Origin of the sequence: Faecalicatena orotica (assembly GCF_905197545.1) — a bacterium.
Taxonomy (GTDB): domain Bacteria; phylum Bacillota; class Clostridia; order Lachnospirales; family Lachnospiraceae; genus Faecalicatena_A; species Faecalicatena_A orotica.
Genome location: NZ_CAJJZH010000014.1, coordinates 44,542 through 62,293, shown reverse-complemented (window position 1 = coordinate 62,293; position 17,752 = coordinate 44,542). Strand labels below are relative to the sequence as shown.

Sequence of the window (17,752 nt, the reverse complement as noted above, 5' to 3'; positions counted from 1 at the left end):
ATACCTCCCGGAAGCCAGAAACTAACTGTAAATGGAAAACCGGGAAGGATATGGACGGTAATCACCTGACGGGTTCCCCCTCGTACACATAATATTTCCTTCCTTTTTCCAGATATTTATCAATCTCCGCCCTGGCCAGGTCGGGCATATCCGTGGTGATTCCGGATGCCCCCATCTGAAGGTAATTTGCCATATCATCATAATTATTGGATGTCCAGATATACACAGGAATCAGGCTGTTTCGTGCACGTTCCATAAACCTGTTGCTCGCAACGCCCTCCTCCACTGCGAGGAAATCAATATTATAATCCCAGACAGCATCCTCAATCTTCCCTGCACTGCCGAAAATGCAATAACCTACCCACCAGTCCGGGCGCTGTTCTTTCAACAGGGAAACACTTTTGTAATCAATCGACATAAATATACACTGCTTTTGTGCGCTGTTTTTTTCTACTGCTTCAATCACTTTTCTGACAAGCTCCTCTTTCGTGTCTGAAGTTGGCTTTAACTCCACCAGCAGTCCTGCCCTGTTCTTCATTCCCTGAACTGCCTGAATCATCTCCTCAAACGTAGGGATTTTTCCCTGTTTTTCATTGGAAGTGATTGTCAGTTCCTTCAGCTCGGCAGCCGTCATGCTTTCTACCTTACCCGAAATGCCTGCAAGCCTCTTTAGGCTTTCATCATGAACAACAACAGGAACCCCGTCTTTTGAAAGCTTTACATCTATTTCTGCGTAGTCGGCCCCAAGACTGACAGCTTTTTCCACTGCGGCGATGGTATTTTCCGGTTCGTAGATACACCCTCTGTGGCCGATTGCCAGAGGCTTATGAACCAGAGGTGCTTCATTAAAATATCCGTTAATAACTGCCGCAATTAACAGGATGGCAAAACCTGCCCAGACTTTTTTGTGCTTTCTGGAATTCCAGAACTTTTTCCCTGTTCTGATAAGAGCTCTCCTGCCGCCCGCAGCGGCTGCAACAGTACGCCCCAGGGCCTTCGTATTCTTGATTCCCGGAAGTTCAGGGAGCTCCTCGTATTTATCCAGAATGTCAAACATAAATTGATAAATCAGTGCCATTGCCACACACTGAATCAGGACAAGAAGTGTCCAATACAAGAATCCTGTACGAAATGACCCTGAATGAACCAAATATTTCAGCACCGATATATTGAAATCCTGACTTTGAATCAGTCTTCCCTGCAGCAGGTACACAATACCACCTTCTACGGCAATCCACAGGAAAAATGCTCCCCAAAGCTTCATCTTATCCTTCCACTGCATGAGGCGGAACCAGTAAAAATTCTGTTGTACCGCTTTCAGGAAATTCGTACGCTTTAAAAACATGGCCGGTGGTACCAGGGCCAATGCAAGAAAGAGTATAATATATCCGGCCCGTCCAGCCAGAATACCCATACTGCCCAGAGTGGTCTTCTTAAGTTCATTCACCACAAATCTCGGGATATCAATCCGGCTGACCAGAGAATTCAGGTATCCCGCATGTACCAGCGGAAGGAATAATACAAAATAGACTCCTGCCAAAAGGATGGAAATATGCTTCAGCCCCTTCAGTGTCTCTGCTGAACTCCTTAAAATGTCTATAAGACCGGGCCGTTCCCCTTTCCTGCACCAATACAGTGTATGGAGGAGGCAGCTGATCTCATAACAGCACCACAGCGCGGCCGCCAGAAAAAGTACAATAGTAAGTATCAGTCTGACAGGTGAGAGGACGCTGAGGAACATCTCCTCATTAAATACCGGCGTATCCCCCAAGACCCAGACAGTAAAAATCCAATTTAAAAGCGGCCCTATTACCAAAACAGAGGCAGGCTTAAAAAACGCTTCTACCTTCAATACTGCAAGGCAGCTCTGCCCCAAAGCAAATGCTTTTCTTCTGTCCACTTTATCATCTCCTTTCCTGATCTGCTCTTTATCGTTAATTAGTATGACTCATTATAATCTTTGCCTATCTATGAGTCAATTATATATATATTTAATATTTTCTAAAGATTTTATAAGCTTACAAAAGGAAACTGGCAGGATAAATCACTTCGCCCTGCCAGTTTCCTTTTATATCTATTATTTTAATTCCAGCCGCATATCATACCATACGGCACCACCGTGTACTGAATCAGACACTCCTTCATTCACAAATCCAAACTTTTCATAATAATGAAGCAGTTTCTCCTTACAAGTTAGTACTACCCCCAGCCGTCCCTGTTTCTTAGCGTCTTCTATTACCTCTCTGATTAATTTTTCTGCACATCCCTGCCTCTGGTATTCTGGAATCGTATCCACACCGAAAATCATCTGCCAGTCCCCATACTCATTATGCATAGATGCATTTTCATACATCTCATCACACAAAACCGATTTGTCCGATACCATTCCGTTCACAAAAACGATGATTCTCCCATCATCCTCCAATAACCAGAAATGATCTGGATATGTCATCAGCCTGTTTTTGAATGCCTCCCTGTCAGCCGCTTCAGCTTTCGGAAAGCACGCTGCTTCAACCGCTGCTATTGCATCTAAGTCGCTTAATGCCGCTTTTCTTATAAACATATTACCTCCGTCAGTTCTATCCTTCCTTTACTACCATCGTTCTCTAATAAATTATTACCGATACACTTCAAAGTACCCCAGACTGCATCCCGTGAATTCGATATATTGAGTACTTGCTTTTTCCCCAGCCGACTCCAGCAGTTTTTTAAATCCTGCTTCATCCAAAGTACCTTTTCCGGCCTCTTTTTCTGCTAATTCTTTCACCTTCTGGTTCACCTTATTTATGAACTCCTCCCTTTCCTGCACGGTAAGTTTAGCGGCATCTGTGATGCGGTATGTGAATTCATATTGTCCATCGACACTGCCGACCTCTACTTTGTCCCCGTAAACATCTTCTATCAGTGGAACGTAGATATCCCCTGTGCAGCAAAAGTCTGTCTTTTCACCGGTATAAACTTCGGTCATCCTCGTATGGTATTCATCCAAAGCCCTCTGTACCGTATCGTGAAGGTATGTCCAGTTTTTGTCATTCTCAGACAGCGAAGCCATAACCATCTCATAGGCATATCCTGCCCCCTCCTCATCGTCCGTATCATCAATAAAAGCATTGTATATAGTACGGTTATATTCAGAAACAGACATTTGTTCATAGTTCTGCGGTTTGAATCTTTCCATCACCAGATTGTACTGCTTCTTTGTATAAGAGAAACTATCTTCTGAAGAGACATCTGTAGCCTCACTGCCGTTATCCTGCCTGAAATCATAAGGGGTATCCCAGTAATAGTCGAGATCAGCAGTTCCGCCCCATGTGATTCCCCCGTCCAGAGATTTCAGCAGTTCTGTTAAATGTGAAGAAAGCGTTTTTTCCATCTTCTCTTCCTCTTTCAGTGCACCCGCCTGCTGCTTCATCATATATTCTTCCAGCTTATTGCCGATACTGTCCAGTAAATCATCGCGCTCTCTGACGGTCAGCTTCTGGTCCGTGTCCAGATTGTAGTCAAAGCTGAAGTCTGCATATGCACCCGTCAGCAGCACTTTATCCCCAAAAACATCTCCGTAGGTCTCATATAAAGCCTGACTGCTGTGCCAGGGAGCCTTCTCTCTTTCACATGTATTGAAGTGCTTTTTTTCACATTCATTCCATGTATTTCCCAGTGTAACCAATATAAAGTCCGCATTTTCATCTTCTTCTGAAAGCGTGGCAGAAACACGGGCTAATATATCTTCTGTTTTGTGGTACTCTTCCTCATCTTCCCAGTTCAGCACTTTATGGTTGAACTCTTCCACCGGCAGTTTCCCATATCCTTCCGTCTGGAAGGAAAGGAGAAAATCATAATCGGCCTTCGTATACTTTTCTACAGGTTTTCCCCATCTGTATGCCTGATACCTTGTACCCGAAACAGCCTCAGGCTGTGCCGGCCTGGCAGGTGAGGATGCACACCCTGACATTGCAGCGATGGCCGCACTAATCAATAACAAAACGGTTGTCTGCTTTTTCTTATGGAACATATTGTTATCCTCCCCGCTTTAATAGCTTTCAATATTCGTTATTTTTCCACCGGTAAAAGAGATCTTATCTGTGGCATATTTTTTACCTGCTATAGTCAAAATTTTCCGAAGGCCTTCTTCTGTAAAGGGATCTCCATAATTTTCATCTGCGTAATCCTGCATACTATGCATGATGTTCTGCAGGAAAGCATCTCTTTCCTTTACAGTCAGTTTATCCTGATGCAGGATGCGGTAACTAAACTCATAGTCTGCATGTCTGCCGCCTGTTACGACCCTGTCACCGAATACATCTTCTTCCAGTTCAAGTTCGACAGAACCATAGAACACAGGGTCGTTCTGCTCCCCTGAAAACACCTCATCCATACGTGCCGAATACTCTCCGAGGGATGCCTGAACAGTATTGCAGAGATAATCTGCTTCCGGATCGTCAGCAGGCAGAAAAGCCAGAATCTGTTCATACAATTCTCGCTGCCCGTCATTCTCCACAGACAGCAGTGCATTTATCCTGCGGTTAAATTCAGCGATGGACATCTCTTCATAACCTTTCAGTTTGATCCTCTTTAGCAGCTTCTGATACTGCGCCTTTGTATAGGAGGGTTCCTGAGGATATTCCGCATCAAAAACACTTTCCTGCACCGTTTCTCTGGATATGGTTTGCACCCCACTTGCGGAAGCACGCCCGGCAGGGGCAGAGGTTGCAAATACGATCGTGATAACCCCGATCAGGACAGCGGAAGCCACAAGGTTCTTCACTGATTTTTCCGGAGATTTCATAATGGCGGTGATCCGTTCTTTTAGGGCATTTCTGCTGAAGCAGTTTGCCAGAGGTGCAAATTCTGTCCGGCGTTCCTCCATTCCTACAAGTGTCAGTGCATAGTCGGCCCGGGACTGCTGTCCATACAGATGAAGCACGGATTCATCACAGGAAATCTCCAGATCACGGTTTGCCAGTATATACATGGCCCATACAAGCGGGTTGAACCAATGCAGACATAATGCAGCGGCTAAAAACCACTTAATCAGGGCATCAAATCTGCGGATATGAGACATTTCATGTGCCAGAATATATCCCAGCAGCACCTCATCAGACCAGTTTATCTCTGCCGGCAGCAAAATAACCGGCCAAAGTACGCCATAGGTCAGCGGGGCCTCTATTTGATCCGAGTACCGTACAAAAACAGGGCGCCTCAGGCGGTGACATTCGATCCACTGCCTGACCCACTGGCTTTCCGCCGGAAGTGATGTACGGTATATCCGCCGGTTCCTGATATGGCAGATCAGGATCCCAAGTGCCAGCAGCAGCCCCCCGGCAAGCCATACAATGGCCCAGAAAGAAACGGGCACTGCCACTCTTCCGGATGAAGAAGCTGACGCCTGCGCAGCCACTCCCGGCAGCAGGATCCCGCTGCGTCCGGCATCGGAAAGCCCCGGTGTTACCGTGTAGATACTTGCCGGTGAAGATATGCGCACCGGCAGCAGTAAACGGGTTAATGCTACGGCCCATAACAGGAGAAATGCCTTTTTGGGCAGATGGTGAATCGTCAGGGAACGGACCAGTGTAATTGCCATAATGATTACCGATCCTTCGAGAGTCATCTCGATTAAGGACATCATAGATTGTCACCTCAATTCTTCAATCAGCGCTTTCATGCGCTCAATCTCTCCCTTGGAGAGCCTTCTGGCTCCAAGTAAAGAGGCTACTAGGAGGTCTGCAGACCCGCCGAAATTCCTCTGGATCAATTCCTCAGTCTCCTGTGTACAGATTTCTTCCCGGGTAACAAGGGGCCGGCAGTGAAATCCTGGATCGGTACGCTCTATAATTCCTTTATCAATACATTTACGTATCACCGTGTACGTTGTCGTCTTGCTCCATCCCACCTGTTCAGATAACTGCCCTGCAATTTCCTTTGCGCTGAGGCTGCCGCTGCTCCACAGGCATTCCATCACACGCCGTTCTGAATCAAAAAGTTTTAAGTCCATTTAACGCGCCTCCGTTCTACTGTAATAGAATATAATTTTATTCTACTCGAATAGAACAGCGATGTCAAGAGTATTATGATAAGTTTGATCTTCATCTAAATCTACTTTTAGGCAAAAACAGGTTTACAAATCAAAAGTAACACTGTATACTAGATTCGAATTTCAGGAGGTTTATTATGCTAACATCACTTGCTTTTATTTTTCTTGCAGGTCTGGCTATGGCGGCCATCTGCCAGAAACTTCAGTTACCGCGCATTATCGGTATGCTGGTGACAGGTATCGTCTTAGGGCCATATGCTTTAGATTTGCTTGATCCATCCATTCTGGCTGTTTCTTCTGAACTGCGGCAGATGGCCCTTATCATTATCCTGCTTAAGGCCGGACTTTCCCTCGATCTGTCAGATCTTAAAAAGGTGGGGCGGCCTGCGGTTATGATGTCATGTATCCCCGCCAGTTTTGAAATATTGGCTTTCTTTCTGTTTGCCCCACATATACTCGGTATCACAAAAATAGACGCCGCTGTTATGGGCGCCGTACTGGGAGCAGTGTCCCCGGCTGTCGTTGTGCCAAGGATGGTACAATTGATGGATATGAAATACGGTACATCCAAGAGTATCCCACAGCTTATTCTGGCTGGTGCTTCCTGCGATGATATCTTTGTAATTGTACTATTTTCAACATTTACCAGCATGGCACAGGGAGGGAATGCAAATCTCAAAGATTTTGTGAATATTCCTATCTCCATACTTCTTGGAATCGTACTGGGTGCCGCCGCGGGATTTATCCTCAGCCTGTTTTTTGAAACTGCATATGCACATGAACATTGTGTCAGAAACAGTATGAAGGTGATTATTGTACTTGGGACTTCGTTTATGCTGACGGCGATTGAGACATGGCTGAAAGATATCATATCGGTTTCCGGCTTACTTGCAGTAGTAAGTATGGCCTGTGTACTCAAAATGAAGAGTACTGCGTTCGTATCAAAAAGACTGTCCGAAAAATTCGGGAAATTATGGCTTGCAGCAGAGGTTATCTTATTTGTGCTGGTAGGCGCGGCAGTTGACATTCGTTATACAATGGAAGCCGGACTGGCAGCAGTCGTAATGATATTTACTGCTCTTCTGTTTCGTGCGGCAGGCGTTTATATTTGTCTTTTAGGGACCCGGCTTAATTTGAAAGAACGTCTCTTCTGCATGATTGCATACATGCCTAAGGCTACTGTACAGGCAGCAATCGGCTCGGTTCCACTGTCATTGGGACTGCCCTGCGGCAAAATCATTCTGTCTGTTGCCGTATTGGCAATTCTCATTACAGCCCCTCTGGGAGCGATTGGAATGGACCAAAGTTATAAAAAACTGCTTTGCAGAGACAAAGACGGAGATTCCCATCTCCGTCTCTGATCTTTAAGTATTCGTTCTTTTCTGATATAGGTAAAGATAAAGTATCCGTTCCAGTTCTTTTATATCAACCGGCTTTGCAAGATGGGCATCCATACCTGCATGCAGTGCGGCCCGGACATCCTCTTCGAATGCATTCGCCGTCATGGCGACAATCGGTATATTCCCGGCGTCCGGCCTCTTCAGCCTCCGGATTGCCTTTGTAGCCTCATACCCGTCCATCTTCGGCATCTGGACATCCATGAGTATTAAATCATAGTATCCCTCTTCTGATGCAGCAACCTTATTCACCGCTTCCTCTCCGTTTACAGCTTCCTCAATCTGCACACCTGTATCACTGAGCAGTTCATAGGCAATCTCACGGTTTAATTCATTATCCTCGGCCAGAAGAATTCTACTGCCCGAATAGTCAGGCTTCCGGTCCACAAACTGCTCCTCTATGGATTCACCACTGCCGCTCAGTTCTCCCAACAGGCCGCAGATCTTTGAACGGTAAAATGGCTTTGAGATAAAGGCCGTTACACCTGCCGCCCTCGCCTCCTGCTCAATTTCCGACCAGTCATATGCAGTCAGCACAATAACCGGAATCCCATCACCAAGTTTCATCCGTATCTGTCTTGTAACCTCAATACCATCCATACCCGGCATTTTCCAGTCGACAATGACCATATTAAATGGATCTGAAGTTTCCGCCTCACAAACTGCACACTGCACTGCCTTTTCACCATCTGTCACGAACTGGGCGCGCAGGCCCATCTCCTTCAAAAGTTCTGCCGCATTTTCACATGTCTGCACATCATCGTCCACAATCAGTGTCCTTATTCCGATCCATTCCTCAGGTACTTCATCCGCTTCAATATCCTGTACCTTAAGAGGTATTGTTACTGTAAATACAGACCCCCTGCCCGGTACACTCTCAACCTGGATATCGCCGTCCATCAGGTCAATTACATTCTTCGTGATTGCCATACCCAGTCCGGTTCCGGCTATCCGGCTGCTTGTCGAATCTTTTGCACGTTCGAACGGCTGAAACAGTTTATCCAGAAATTCCTCATTCATCCCGATTCCATTATCGGCACAGACAAATATGTACCTCTGGTAACCTTTACGTATGCACTGCTCCTGCCTTACCTCCACATGGATACAGCCGCCCTCAGGCGTATACTTTACGGCATTACTCAGGATATTGAGGCATGCCTGCTGAATGCGGAGTGCATCCCCGGATACATCCTCATCCTTAATAGCCATATGTACATCCAGTTCCTGCTGCTTTTCATTCGTCTGGGGACGGATTAACTCAATCGAATTTGCAATCAGTTCCGCAAGATTAAATGGTTCCTCGCTCAGTGACATCTTGCCGCTCTCTATTTTTGACATATCCAGTACATCATTGATCAGACTAAGCAGATGGCTGCTGGAAAGGTTAATTTTTTTCAGGCATGCGGCCACTCTGTCCCTGTCGTCAAGATGGGCCGCCGCAATCGCAGTCATTCCGACAATGGCATTCATTGGTGTCCGGATATCATGGCTCATATTCGATAAGAACTGGCTCTTTGCGCTGTTTGCCGCCATTGCATTATCGAGCGCACTCTGAAGTGCCTGTCTTCTTTGTTCCTCCTCATATCTCTGCTCATCGATACAGCGTGAAATCAGAATTGCCAGCTTATCCTTTGAGTATGGGTTATCCACATGAATGATCTGTGTAGAGGTCCAGTGATAGACTCCGTCTCCAAAGTTCTGTTTTGTCTCCAGAAATACTTCTGTCTTGTTCTCTCCCAGAACTGTGGCAAGGTTTTCGAGCGAGAAACGGGCCCTGAACTCCTCACGACTGTCCGGATGTACACTGGATGCAAATATATCAAAGAACTCTGTGTAGGACTTCTGTTCCCCGAGACCGGGCATATCCTTACTCTCTGTATAAATGAAAGTAACAGTATCCTTCGTCAGATTGATGCTGATGATTACCGGATAGGCATTAGATATCGCCCTGACCAGAGTCAGGCGTTCCTGGAGCTTCGCCTTCTCCTCTTCCTCCTCGGCCAGCTTCTTATCTGTAATATCGTGAAACGCAGCAATCAGAACTGGAGTTCCGTCCTCATCCAGCGTTTTTTCTATAATACCGGCTGCCCATAAAAAACAGCCGTCCGATTTTTGGATGCGGTGCTCAAAAACATTTTTCCGCGAATGGGCAATCGTATCTTCAAGAACTCCCGCCATTTCCCTGTAATCATCGGGATAAATAATATCTTCCAGACACATTTCCCACATCGGTGTATCTTCCGGATAATTCAGAATTTTCAGGCCTTCCCTGTTCATCTGTATGATCCGGTAAGGCGGATCAACTGTCAAAAGCGCTACAGCATCCGGAATCGCATTATAAAGATGCCCGATATAGTCAGCCTGATTCCGGAGCTTTTTATTTGTCCTGTTTACATAACGGATATATAGAAGTATCAGCAGGCAGATTCCCACGATAATGCTTGCTATCAGCATCATGGAGCGCCTTAATATCTGATTTGTCTGTTCATCCACCACCTCTTTCGGAATAATGGAAATTAGATACCAGTCTGTCTCCAGTTTCAGCGGGGTATAACAGAATACCGTCTCCTCGCCCTGATAAACAAACACTGCATATCCGCTTTTCAGATTCTCCAGAGAGTCCCTGAACCGGCTCAGGCTTTTCGGGTCATTCTCTACATCCGGCAGCATATCAAACAGATTTTGAACGGTTTTATTGCTGTCAGGATGCGGTGAACGGATCAGTACATCCCCCTGCCGATTGATCACATAGGAAAATCCGGCATTGTTATAAAATGACAGGCTGAAACTGTCAACAATACTCTCGATCTCGTACTCCTTCACGATCCATCCTTCTGTCCCGTCAGCCAGACTGACTTTTACAAACAGGTCAAACACATTCATTCCTGTAACACTGCTGATATGTGGATTGATAATCCCTTTTCCCTGCTTTGTATTCTCTAAGAAATTCCATGCATTCTCATCGATCACAGAACCATCCGGCATACATCTGCCGTCAGACAGATAAAGGCTGATCCCGCTCTCTATTTGTGAATAGCCGCTCATGGCCTCTTCTATATCTTCATCGCCCTCTCCCGGGCTGATTTCCTCTATGTTCTGTGCAACCGTGCTCATTGTCTGGTAATCTTCTGTAAGCTGCACTTTCAGGGTACCGCACCCCTGTCTTGTACTCTCGGCAATTGTATTGACAGATTGTTCCCATAACTGTTCCTTAACACCTCTCACAAACAGGAACGTAAAAGTACAGAGCAGTGCGGCAACACACACAGCTGTTACTGCTATTTTCTTTTTAGATCCCCCGGAGCTTTTCTTTTCCATTACAAGGCTCCCCTTTCCAACTCTGCCTCTTTATCCATCTGATCCATGACAACTTCCAGTTTTTCCCCCGACAGCAGGCTCATGGAAGCTTCTGCCGTTAATTCCCAGACTGGCAGGTAAAGCAGGCTGTCTGTACCGATCACATCCCGCCCCTCCTGATAGCATGGGACCAGAGGCTGGATTTCTTCCACAGAAGAAGGGGTTCCACCTTTCAGTGGGCTGAATGATGACTGCTGGTCTGCCAATTTCCGGATGTTCTCCTCCTGCGTAAAATACTCCAGAAACCGCATCGCCGCTTCAGTATGTTCGCTCTGCGCATTCACACTCAGGCGTACATCCGGATTGATTACAAGCAGTGAGCCATCCTCCAGAACCGGATATGGCACAACTTCAAAATCAAAATCTGGTTCCATATTATGTACGCGGCCGGCCGCCCACGCTCCAGTCAGCATAAAAGGACATTCCCCTTTTACAAATTCTTCCAGATCGTCCGAGGTCTTCTTTGTATCAACAGCCTTCCCGGCATCGATGTATCCTTTACTGATGAATTCCTCCGCAACCGAAAAGCCAGATGTCAGATAATCACTGAGCCGGTCTTCCCCACTGTTCAGGCGCTCCATGACTTCTTTCTGTCTGCCCTCCTGATATGTATAAAAGAAGCCCTCCCCGATTGCCAGAGTCTTCAGTGAAATATCATTATTGGCAATAACCGGGGTAATTTCCTGCTTTACAAATATTTCACAGATTTCTTTCCATTCTCCCAGATTCTCCGGCACTTCCAGATCATACTCTCTTAAAAGATCCAGATTGCAATACAGCCCGAAGGAAGACACCGTTGTAGGCATCCAATAGATCTCTCCATTATCCATCATCTGGTCAACCATCTGATCAGTATATTCCTCTATGGTACTTAAATCCGAAAGATCCGCGAGCTGTCCCTTTGCCTTCAGTTCGAGAACCGCGTCATGGTTCACCATGAACACATCGTCTCCCTTGCCGGCCTCCATCCTCTTTTCCAGTGCAGTATAATAATCATTTCCCTTTAAACTTTCGTATGAAACCCGGATGTCGGGGTTTTCTCTCATAAATCCGGATATGATCTCTTCGATTACAGTCACATTCTCCGGTTCGTATTTGTTGCCAAAGAAGGTGATAGACGTAACGTCCTCCTTCGTTTCCTCATAATTAACAACACTCCCTTTTTCGGAACAGCCGGTAAGAAGAAAGATACTGGCTGCGGCTAAGGAGCATAATTGCTTTTTTCTGACTTTGTTCATGTTAATCTCCTGGTATGTCCATAATGTATTTTTTCGATCGGCCCATACACATTTCTATTAATTCTAACATACAGGAAATGAATGCGCAATGAATTTAGAAATACCCGATAACAACAAAAAAACGGCAGGACGCTGATATCCCGCCGCTTTTGGCAATCACCACATCTGGCCGTAAGCATACTTCAGCTAAAGATTCTTCCATACAGCCTCAATATCTTTCATATCCATCTGCTTTTCAATCTGGTTTACGATCTTGTCGCTGCTGACATTTGCCACATTTACTTTTCCGTAATCCATCCAGACATAACAGACGAAGCAGAGAATGCCGAGTGACAAACGGAAGAAAAAACTGTTTTTCGGCCTTTCCTGCATACCGTCGTCATACAGGTTATTGTAGATATTACCGTAACGTGGATGTACTGCCGGTACAAAGCCGTCCTCGTTATAAAGCTTTCTTGTCTGGCGGAGCAGTTCACGGCGCCGCGCCTCTGATTCATTCATGGTTCACGACCTCCTTGGTTTAAAAAAGGCATATGATACGTCTAACATATCATATGCCTTTTGTGCCCTTACTAGAACTTCCCGCCTCTTATCTGTCTGCAAGTTCATTTGTAATATCATCCCATGTAATTCCCCGCTCCACCATGAGAACCATTGCGTGGTAGAGGAAATCGGACATCTCATATTTAATTTCTTCCGGGTTCGGATTCTTGGCGGCAATGACGATCTCCGTCGCCTCCTCTCCGACCTTCTTCAGTATTTTATCGATTCCCTTATCGAACAGATAGTTTGTATAGGATCCTTCCTTCGGATTCCGTTTCCGGTCCAGAATCGTTTCATATACGGACTCAAATACCTGAAGCGGATTCTTTGCATCGTAATCGCTCCCCACTACGGGCTGGAAGAAGCATGTACGGTTTCCTGTGTGACAGGCGGCACCAACCTGTTCTACCTTCGCAAGCAGTGTATCCTTGTCACAGTCGATCGTCAGTGTCTTTACGTACTGGTAATGTCCGGAGGTCTCGCCCTTCACCCACTGTTCCTTCCGGCTCCTGCTGTAATATGTCATCCGTCCGGATTTCACAGTATGCTCGAAAGCCTCCTCGTTCATATAGGCCATCATCAGCACTTCATTTGTCTTGTAATCCTGAACGATGACCGGGAGCAGTCCGTCTGAATTCAATTTAAACTCTGAAAAATCCATCATGCTCTCGAATGAGGTCATCTTAATCCCCTCTGATGTACAGATATTCTTAAACGAATTAAAGTCCATATCCCGCTGGCTGATGAACATACCGGATACCCCTTTTACACCACTGCATTTCAGAATCTTCAGTATTTCCTCCTGTTCCATTGTATCGGTTACTACGACACATGGAATCTGCGTCACATTCATGACTGAATTCAGGTCCAGCCTGTGCATAAAGATAATCTCCGTGCTGTACTCCTCAATCAGGTGCTGCTGTTTGAACAGCGCATCAAAATCATTCAGGGACACGGCAATCCGCTCTTTGCCGAAACGCTTGGATACCTCCTCAATCAGGTCTATGGACAGGTGTTTGGAAAAGTTCAGCATTGCACGCTTCGCGCCTGCATACAGAATCTTCTTCACATCCTCCTGTCTGCGGATATTTCCGCCCGCAACCATCGGGATGCTGATGACACGGTTGATCCGCTTCATCAGGTCGATGGATTCCTCGTGTTCTTCATCAGAGCTGGATAAATCAAAGATAATCAGCTCATCCGCACCCATTTCTCCATAATGCTTTGCAAGAGAAACCACGTCTTCCGCGATCACTTCTCTGTCATCAAACCATTTTACAGCCTTCCCGCCATCAATAAAAATGCAGGGAGTCAATCTCTTGTAACTCATTTGTCATCTCTCCTTTATCCGATTAAAGGCTGCCCTTCGTGGACCACACCTCTTTCATTCTCGGTTCTTCCATTGTCGCCATGTCCAGCGCCTTTCCGAATGCTTTAAATAAAGCCTCCGCCATATGGTGGTTATTGCCCTCATCCAGTATCTTCAGGTGCAGGTTCATGGCCCCGCTGTAAGATACCGCATAGAAAAATTCTCTGACCATCTCCGTATCCAGACCGCCGACTTTTTCCACGGTAAACGGCGCACTGTAATTCAGATAGGGGCGCCCTGACAGGTCAATTGCACACAAAGCCAGTGTCTCGTCCATCGGAAGCATGAAGCTCCCGTAGCGTTTGATTCCGGCCTTGTCACCCAATGCATTGGCGATTGCCTGTCCGAGTACAATGCCTGTGTCTTCAACCGTATGATGGCAGTCTACCTCCAGGTCTCCCTTTACCTTTACTTCGAGATCGAATAAACCATGCCTTGCAAATCCATCCAGCATATGGTCAAAAAAAGCGATTCCCGTATCAATCTGGTTCTTTCCCCTTCCATCCAGATTGATCGTTAAAGTAATCTCCGTCTCCTTCGTTTTACGCATACAGCTTCCTGTCCTGTCCATCATACATCCCTCCCTAAAACAATTTATTGTTCTTCCTTCTCAAAACGGACTTTGATTGAGTTTGCATGGGCGGTCAGCTGCTCCGCCTCCGCAAACTTTTCAATATCCAGATGCACTGCCTCAAGCGCTTCTTTTGAATACGCTATGATACTGGATTTCTTCAGGAAATCATCCACGGACAGCGGTGAGAAGAACTTGGCGGTCCCGTTTGTCGGCAGGACATGGTTCGGCCCCGCAAAATAGTCTCCCAGCGGTTCGCTTGAATATTCCCCGATAAAAATGGCCCCTGCATTGCGTATCTTCATCATGACCTGATAAGGATCTTTTGTCACGATCTCCAAATGCTCCGAGGCAATCTCGTTCGCCGCGGCGATGGCATCCTCAAGCGTATCAGCCACGAGTATATGTCCATAATTATCCAGTGACTTCTGAATAATCTCGCCCCTGGAGAGCTCTTTCACAAATGCATCTACCTGCGCGGACACTTTCCGGGCCAGTTCCTCACTTGTTGTCACGAGAATCGCTGATGCCAGTTCATCATGTTCAGCCTGGGAAAGCAGGTCCGCAGCAACATATCTCGGATTGGCAGTCTCATCCGCAAGTACGAGGATCTCACTTGGTCCGGCGATGGAATCGATGCTCACGTGGCCGTATACTGCCTTTTTCGCAAGTGCTACATAAATATTTCCCGGCCCCACGATCTTATCTACCTTCGGAATACTTTCAGTTCCATAAGCCAGCGCGGCGATCGCCTGTGCCCCGCCCACCTTGTAAACCGCTGTCGCACCGGCCTCTTTTGCGGCAACCAGCGTAGTCGGGTTCACCTTTCCGTCTTTCCCCGGAGGCGTAGCCATAACGATCTCATCCACTCCCGCAACCTTGGCAGGCATAATGTTCATCAGGACAGAGGACGGGTACACTGCCTTGCCGCCGGGTACATATACACCGACACGTGCAAGCGCCGTTACCTTCTGTCCGAGCAGCGTGCCGTCCGGTTTGCTGTCAAACCAGCTGTACTGCATCTGCTTTGCATGATAAGATTCAATATTCTTCAAAGACTTCCTGATGATTTCAATCAGAGAATCATCGACCGCATCATAGGCCTCTTTCACTTCTTCTTCCGTCACGAGAATATTCCCCGCATTTACATCCGCACCATCGAATTTCTTCGTATAAGTAAAGACTGCCTCGTCCCCTTTTTCCTTCACTTCATCCAGAATCGCATGCACACTTGCCTCATACTGGCCATAATTGTTGGGGCTGCGTTTTAAAAGGTCATCCAAAAGATTCTGTCTCGTGCTTTCATCTAATTTCTCTATACGCATTACGCTTCCTCCTGTAGTAAATTCCGAAGATTCATAATCAGTTCCTTGATCCTGTCATTCTCCATCCGCATACTTACCGGGTTGACGATCATCCGGGCGGAAAGCGGGCATACTTCCTCCAGTACGACAAGCCCGTTTTCTTTCAATGTGGAACCGGTCTCCACGATATCGACAATCACCTCGGAAAGGCCCACGATCGGCGCCAGCTCGATGGAACCATTCATTTTGATGATCTCTACTGTCTGATGCTTTTTATTGTAAAAATAATCCTTCGCAATATTCGGATACTTCGTTGCCACACGGATCAGTTCATGGTGCTTTAAAAGCTCTGCCGCATCCTCCTGTCCGCACACGCACATCCGGCATTTCCCAAAGCCTAAATCCAGCACTTCATGGACCTTTCGCCCTTCTTCCACAATTGTATCCTTCCCGACTACGCCGATGTCCGCAGCGCCGTATTCCACGTAAGTCGGAACATCCGGCCCCTTTGCCAGAAAGAATTTTAATTTCAGTTCTTCATTTACAAAAATCAGTTTCCGGGAGTTCTTATCCTTCATCTCATCGCATGTGATTCCCAGTTTTTCAAGCATTTCCAGTGTTTTACTCGCAAGACGCCCTTTCGTGAGGGCAAATGTTAAATATCTCATATCAGACTTCCTCTATTTCCTTTTTCCAGCATTAATCAGCTTCTCTTCCCCGTTTTTCAGGTTCACCATCTCGATCGTCAGGTCATCCTTCAGATACAGCATGCTGACCGCCTGTGTCCGTCTGCCATACTCCAGATATTCCTCCCGCTCATCATCCGGATTCCTCTTGAGCATCTCTACGCACTTTCCTTTTGAACGGAAGTTCCTGGCAAGGGAAATTGCCCATTTCTGCGTCGCCTGCGTATAGACGATCAGGTTCGTATGTGCAGCCTCTATCTGTATTTTCTGCCGGCTTAAAGCACTCATTAGTTCATCCACAATAACCGCAAACCCGATGGACGGCGTATTCTTTCCAAATTTCTCAAGAAGATGGTCATAACGTCCGCCGCGTACGATGGCATCTCCGGTTCCATATGTATAGGCACGGAAAATAATTCCGGTATAGTAACCATAACTTCCACTCATGCTCAGGTCAAAAGTAATATGGTCCTGTACCCCGTACAGCGTGAGTATCTTATAGATCTGCTGCAGGCGGGAAACAGCCAGCTTCGCACTGATATTCGGTGCAATCTCCATTGCCTGGTTTAAAATTTCCACATCCCCGATTAGTTCGGGAAGTATCTGAAACGCCTGTTTGATCGTATCTTCAACATCCCGGTTGTCCAGAATCTCCTCTACACCAAAATAATTCCTGTTCGTGATCAGATGATGGATCTCTGTCCGTTCTTCCTCCTCAAGGCCGGTCGCCTCCAGAAGGCTCTGGATAAAGTCCACGTGGCCGATATTGATCTGGAATTCTTTCAGGCCCACTTTCCTAAGGCCGTCTGCAAGCATGGCAAGCAGTTCGGCGTCAGCTTCTATAGAATCCACGCCAATCAGCTCTGCCCCCATCTGGGTATTCTCCTTCAGCCTCCCTTGGTAGCTGGAATGATTGATGAATGTATTCCCCATATAACAGAGGCGGATCGGGAACTCCTCGTCCTCAAACAGCGTCGCAGCAGCCCTCGCGATGGAAGGGGTAATATCCGGGCGCAGAGCCAGTGTATTCCCATCCCTGTCAAAGAACTTATATAGCTCACGGGAGGAGATGGTTCCGATCTCCTTTCTGAACACGTCAAAATATTCAAATGTCGGTGTCTGTATGTCCTGATATCCGTAGAGGTGCAGGACGTCCAGAAGCTTTCCCTGTACGGACAGCTTCTTCTTGCATTCTGTATTGTAAATATCCCTGACTCCTTCAGGAGTATGTAATTTCTGTTCCATAGTTTAATGCC

General features: G+C 46.5%; 14 protein-coding genes. 1 reads left to right on the top strand and 13 read right to left on the bottom strand.

Annotated elements, in window-relative coordinates:
• Nucleotides 1-61 precede the first annotated feature (61 nt).
• From ABIN22_RS21615 to ABIN22_RS21595, 5 genes are all read right to left on the bottom strand, one after another.
• The gene (locus ABIN22_RS21615) at nucleotides 62-1,900 is read right to left on the bottom strand and encodes a glycerophosphodiester phosphodiesterase family protein (protein WP_346911143.1); all 1,839 of its coding nucleotides are present in this window, start codon (nucleotides 1,898-1,900) and stop codon (nucleotides 62-64) included.
• A 177-nt stretch (nucleotides 1,901-2,077) separates the two neighbouring features.
• The gene (locus ABIN22_RS21610) at nucleotides 2,078-2,563 is read right to left on the bottom strand and encodes a GNAT family N-acetyltransferase (protein ID WP_346911141.1); all 486 of its coding nucleotides are present in this window, start codon (nucleotides 2,561-2,563) and stop codon (nucleotides 2,078-2,080) included.
• Between the two features lie 54 nt (nucleotides 2,564-2,617).
• A complete protein-coding gene (locus tag ABIN22_RS21605; protein WP_346911139.1) occupies nucleotides 2,618-4,012 on the bottom strand; it encodes a hypothetical protein in 1,395 nt (464 codons plus the stop codon).
• A gap of 18 nt (nucleotides 4,013-4,030) precedes the next feature.
• Nucleotides 4,031-5,626, bottom strand: a complete 1,596-nt coding sequence (locus ABIN22_RS21600; RefSeq protein WP_346911137.1) for a M56 family metallopeptidase — start codon at nucleotides 5,624-5,626, stop codon at nucleotides 4,031-4,033.
• 6 nt (nucleotides 5,627-5,632) lie between these two features.
• Nucleotides 5,633-5,992 (bottom strand): BlaI/MecI/CopY family transcriptional regulator, encoded by a 360-nt coding sequence (locus tag ABIN22_RS21595; protein ID WP_346911135.1) that lies wholly within the window; start codon nucleotides 5,990-5,992, stop codon nucleotides 5,633-5,635.
• A 176-nt stretch (nucleotides 5,993-6,168) separates the two neighbouring features.
• Here ABIN22_RS21595 and ABIN22_RS21590 point away from each other — a divergent pair, with 176 nt between their 5' ends.
• A complete protein-coding gene (locus ABIN22_RS21590) occupies nucleotides 6,169-7,392 on the top strand; it encodes a cation:proton antiporter (RefSeq protein ID WP_346911133.1) in 1,224 nt (407 codons plus the stop codon).
• 3 nt (nucleotides 7,393-7,395) lie between these two features.
• On the opposite strand, the gene ABIN22_RS21585 is transcribed toward ABIN22_RS21590, so the two are convergent.
• The 8 genes from ABIN22_RS21585 to hisZ form a co-directional block, all read right to left on the bottom strand.
• Nucleotides 7,396-10,746, bottom strand: a complete 3,351-nt coding sequence (locus ABIN22_RS21585) for a response regulator (protein WP_346911131.1) — start codon at nucleotides 10,744-10,746, stop codon at nucleotides 7,396-7,398.
• The gene (locus ABIN22_RS21580; protein WP_109730309.1) at nucleotides 10,746-12,023 is read right to left on the bottom strand and encodes an ABC transporter substrate-binding protein; all 1,278 of its coding nucleotides are present in this window, start codon (nucleotides 12,021-12,023) and stop codon (nucleotides 10,746-10,748) included. Before ABIN22_RS21580 ends, ABIN22_RS21585 begins: the two co-directional genes overlap by 1 nt.
• 186 nt (nucleotides 12,024-12,209) lie before the next feature.
• Nucleotides 12,210-12,524 (bottom strand): hypothetical protein, encoded by a 315-nt coding sequence (locus tag ABIN22_RS21575; protein WP_109730308.1) that lies wholly within the window; start codon nucleotides 12,522-12,524, stop codon nucleotides 12,210-12,212.
• Nucleotides 12,525-12,612: 88 nt separating this feature from the next.
• A complete protein-coding gene (gene hisIE, locus ABIN22_RS21570) occupies nucleotides 12,613-13,896 on the bottom strand; it encodes a bifunctional phosphoribosyl-AMP cyclohydrolase/phosphoribosyl-ATP diphosphatase HisIE (protein ID WP_109730307.1) in 1,284 nt (427 codons plus the stop codon).
• A 22-nt stretch (nucleotides 13,897-13,918) separates the two neighbouring features.
• The gene (gene hisB / locus ABIN22_RS21565; protein WP_109730306.1) at nucleotides 13,919-14,509 is read right to left on the bottom strand and encodes an imidazoleglycerol-phosphate dehydratase HisB; all 591 of its coding nucleotides are present in this window, start codon (nucleotides 14,507-14,509) and stop codon (nucleotides 13,919-13,921) included.
• Nucleotides 14,510-14,529: 20 nt separating this feature from the next.
• Complete coding sequence (gene hisD, locus ABIN22_RS21560) at nucleotides 14,530-15,831, bottom strand: histidinol dehydrogenase (RefSeq protein ID WP_118618724.1); 1,302 nt, start codon at nucleotides 15,829-15,831, stop codon at nucleotides 14,530-14,532.
• Nucleotides 15,831-16,478: an ATP phosphoribosyltransferase gene (gene hisG, locus ABIN22_RS21555; protein ID WP_109730304.1), complete on the bottom strand. Its 648-nt coding sequence runs from the start codon at nucleotides 16,476-16,478 to the stop codon at nucleotides 15,831-15,833. Before hisG ends, hisD begins: the two co-directional genes overlap by 1 nt.
• A gap of 12 nt (nucleotides 16,479-16,490) precedes the next feature.
• Complete coding sequence (gene hisZ, locus ABIN22_RS21550; protein ID WP_109730303.1) at nucleotides 16,491-17,741, bottom strand: ATP phosphoribosyltransferase regulatory subunit; 1,251 nt, start codon at nucleotides 17,739-17,741, stop codon at nucleotides 16,491-16,493.
• Between the last annotated feature and the right edge of the window lie 11 nt (nucleotides 17,742-17,752).

Bases quoted from the DNA above. Each gene is read 5' to 3' on its own strand.
- ABIN22_RS21580 (WP_109730309.1), bottom strand. From the start codon at position 12,023: ATGAACAAAGTCAGAAAAAAGCAATTATGCTCCTTAGCCGCAGCCAGT.
- ABIN22_RS21585 (WP_346911131.1), bottom strand. From the start codon at position 10,746: ATGGAAAAGAAAAGCTCCGGGGGATCTAAAAAGAAAATAGCAGTAACA.
- ABIN22_RS21605 (WP_346911139.1), bottom strand. From the start codon at position 4,012: ATGTTCCATAAGAAAAAGCAGACAACCGTTTTGTTATTGATTAGTGCG.
- ABIN22_RS21590 (WP_346911133.1), top strand. From the start codon at position 6,169: ATGCTAACATCACTTGCTTTTATTTTTCTTGCAGGTCTGGCTATGGCG.
- ABIN22_RS21610 (WP_346911141.1), bottom strand. From the start codon at position 2,563: ATGTTTATAAGAAAAGCGGCATTAAGCGACTTAGATGCAATAGCAGCG.
- hisG (WP_109730304.1), bottom strand. From the start codon at position 16,478: ATGAGATATTTAACATTTGCCCTCACGAAAGGGCGTCTTGCGAGTAAA.
- ABIN22_RS21600 (WP_346911137.1), bottom strand. From the start codon at position 5,626: ATGATGTCCTTAATCGAGATGACTCTCGAAGGATCGGTAATCATTATG.
- hisIE (WP_109730307.1), bottom strand. From the start codon at position 13,896: ATGAGTTACAAGAGATTGACTCCCTGCATTTTTATTGATGGCGGGAAG.
- hisZ (WP_109730303.1), bottom strand. From the start codon at position 17,741: ATGGAACAGAAATTACATACTCCTGAAGGAGTCAGGGATATTTACAAT.
- hisB (WP_109730306.1), bottom strand. From the start codon at position 14,509: ATGATGGACAGGACAGGAAGCTGTATGCGTAAAACGAAGGAGACGGAG.
- ABIN22_RS21575 (WP_109730308.1), bottom strand. From the start codon at position 12,524: ATGAATGAATCAGAGGCGCGGCGCCGTGAACTGCTCCGCCAGACAAGA.
- ABIN22_RS21595 (WP_346911135.1), bottom strand. From the start codon at position 5,992: ATGGACTTAAAACTTTTTGATTCAGAACGGCGTGTGATGGAATGCCTG.
- hisD (WP_118618724.1), bottom strand. From the start codon at position 15,831: ATGCGTATAGAGAAATTAGATGAAAGCACGAGACAGAATCTTTTGGAT.